This window comes from Actinomycetospora sp. (assembly GCF_055612215.1).
Map to the genome: position 1 here is coordinate 1 of NZ_JBVPVA010000189.1, position 2,756 is coordinate 2,756.

Below are 2,756 nucleotides of genomic sequence, written 5' to 3' on the forward strand. Positions count from 1 at the left end.
CGCAGGTGTCGCACGGGAACGGCTGCGAGCCGGCCTCGGCGCCGCCGCCGTGGCAGCGCTCGCAGAGCACCGCGGTGTCCACGGTGAGCTCGCGGGCCACCCCGGCCGCGCACTCCTCGTGGGTGAGGTCGAGGCGGATCAGCGCGTCCTCGCCGGGCTGGACGCGGCCGCGCGGACCACGCCCGCCGCCGCCCCCGGCCGCCCCGAAGAAGGCGTCCATGATGTCGCCGAGCCCGCTGAACCCGGCTCCGCCGAACCCGCTGCCGCCGAAGCCGCCGCCCCCGCTCGCGGCGGTCGCCAACGGGTCGCCGCCGAGGTCGACGATGCGCCGCTTCTCGGGGTCGGAGAGCACCTCGTAGGCACTCTTCACCTGCTGGAAGCGCTCCGTCGCCTCGGGGTTGACGTCGGGGTGGAGCTCCCGGGCGAGCTTGCGGTACGCCCGGCGGATCTCCGCCTCGTCGGCTTCCCGGCTCACGCCGAGGATGTCGTAGTAGTCCGTGGCCACGCTCGTGTGTCCTCGTCGTCCTTCGTCGTCGTTCGGGGAACGGGTGGGGGTCGGGAGTGGCGGTCAGCGCCCTCCCACGATCTCCCCCACGTAGCGCGCGACGGCCCGGACCGCCGCGATCGTGCTCGGATAGTCCATGCGCGTGGGGCCGACGACGCCCAGGCCGCCCAGCGACTCGCCGGGGGTCGAGAGCGGGCCGTAGCCGATGGAGACCGTGGAGGTCGCCCACATCTCCTCGGCCTCGTTCTCCTCGCCGATGCGCACCGTGACCTGGGCCGGGTCGCTGGACTCGGTCAGCAGCCGCAGCACGACCACCTGCTCCTCCAGCGCCTCGAGCACGCCGCGCAGCGAGGTGGCGTCGGCGCCCTGCCGGGCGAGGTTGGCGGTGCCGCCGAGCACGAGGCGCTCCTCGGGGTGCTCGACCAGCGACTCCACCAGCACCGAGGACAGCGTCGTGATCACCTGGCGCAGGTGGTCGGGCCCGTCCTCGGGGAGCGAGGCGACGCGGGCGGCCGCGGTGGTCAGCGGCTGCCCGACGAGCACGGAGTTGAGCAGGGCACGCAGGTGCCCGACGTCGTCGTCGGTGAGCACGTCCCCGAGGTCGACCACCCGCTGGTCCACCCGCCCGGTGTCGGTGATCAGCACGAGCATGAGCCGGGCCGGGGTGAGCGCGACGACCTCGAGGTGGCGCACCGTCGAGCGCGAGAGCGTCGGGTACTGCACGACGGCGACCTGGCGCGTGAGCTGGGCGAGCAGCCGGACGCTGCGCCGGAGCACGTCGTCGAGGTCGACCGCGCCCTCGAGGAAGGTCGAGATGGCCTTGCGCTCCGCGGGCGAGAGCGGCTTGATCTGGGCGAGGCGGTCGACGAAGAGCCGGTAGCCCTTGTCGGTGGGAATCCGGCCGGCGCTGGTGTGCGGCTGGATGATGTATCCCTCGTCCTCCAGGGCCGCCATGTCGTTGCGCACGGTCGCCGAGGAGACCCCGAGATTGTGCCGGTCGACGATGGCCTTCGAGCCCACCGGCTCGTTGGTCGCGACGAAGTCCGCGACGATCGCGCGCAGCACCGCGATGCGGCGTTCCTCGCTGTTCACCGTCGTCGGACCTCCTCCCACCGGCTCGCCCGAACCCGACACTCCATCGTAGGCGAGACGCGGTCCCCGGGTCGGACGTGTGTGAGCCGGGGCGGCTCAGGTCCGGGCTACCCCACCCCCACCGGGCTCGGGCGGGCCGCGAGCAGGCCCTCGACGCTGCGCACCACGACGCGGGCCGTCTCGGTGGTGTCGCGGTCGGCGAACGGGTCCTCGGCGTGGCCGCGCCAGCGCGCCAGGGTGGCGAGCGCCACGGCCCGCAGGTCGCCGTCGGGGATCCCCTCGTCGAGCCCGAGCCGGGCCGCGGGCGACGGGCCGTGGTCGCCGAGCAGGCGCTCGGCCTCCTCGGTGAGGTCCGTCCCCGAGCCCCGCCGCACGGACGCGGCCAGCGGGCGCCGCCGCAGTGTCGTGAGCAGGTCCAGTTCGACGATCTCGTGGGCGCCGGTGCGGGCGCGTTCGAGTTCCGCGGCGAGCGCGGTGAGCGCGGCGGGTCCCGGGGCCCACGACGCGGCCGGGCGCGACTCCCGCGGGACCGGCGAGGGCCGCACCGGGGCCGGGACCGGCTCCTCGGCGCGGGCCCGGCGGACGAGGCGGTCGACGGCGAGCAGCGCCGCCCGGGCCTGGAAGACCTCACGGCGGGCGAGGAAGCGCTCGCCGAGCAGGCCCCGCAGCTCGTCGAGGCCGCTGCGCCGTGCGAGCTCGGCCGCCAGCGCGCCCGAGTCGTCGATGCCCCGGCGCAGCAGCGAGGTCGCGAGGCGCACCCCGAAGAGCCCGAACCGGTCGAGCAGCGCGAGCCGGGTGCCCTCGGGCAGGCCCGCGGCATCGGTCCCCGTGCCCGCGGCGACGAAGCGGTCCGCGGTGAGGAGCTGCTCGTCGAGCTCGGCCCGCTCCACACGGGCGAGGGCGCGCAGCGCGGTGAACTCGACCCCGCGCAGCGTGCGGGCGGTCTCGGCGAGCAGCCCGGCCACCGTCGTCGTCGTGGCGCACCAGGGGCGCAGCGTGGGGTCGGTGCGGTAGCGGCGCGCGACCTGCCCCGCGGCCATGACGGCGTCGAGGCGCCCGCCGCCGACCTCGTCCGCGCGGGAGAGCACCACGAGCGTCCCGGCGGCCCCGACGCCCGCGGCCACGCGGTCGCCGTAGGCCTCGAGGAACGCGACGTCGG

General features: G+C 75.9%; 2 protein-coding genes and 1 pseudogene. All 3 read right to left on the reverse strand.

Going from position 1 to position 2,756, the window contains the following annotated elements; translation table 11 throughout:
• The coding region (locus AC0CYZ_RS05215; RefSeq protein ID WP_472213012.1) for a DnaJ domain-containing protein at positions 1-505 on the reverse strand (505 nt) is incomplete at its 3' end.
• A 63-nt stretch (positions 506-568) separates the two neighbouring features.
• Positions 569-1,597: a heat-inducible transcriptional repressor HrcA gene (hrcA, locus tag AC0CYZ_RS05220; RefSeq protein ID WP_472213013.1), complete on the reverse strand. Its 1,029-nt coding sequence runs from the start codon at positions 1,595-1,597 to the stop codon at positions 569-571.
• Positions 1,598-1,704: 107 nt separating this feature from the next.
• A pseudogene (locus AC0CYZ_RS05225) lies at positions 1,705-2,756 on the reverse strand (hypothetical protein); the annotation flags it as partial.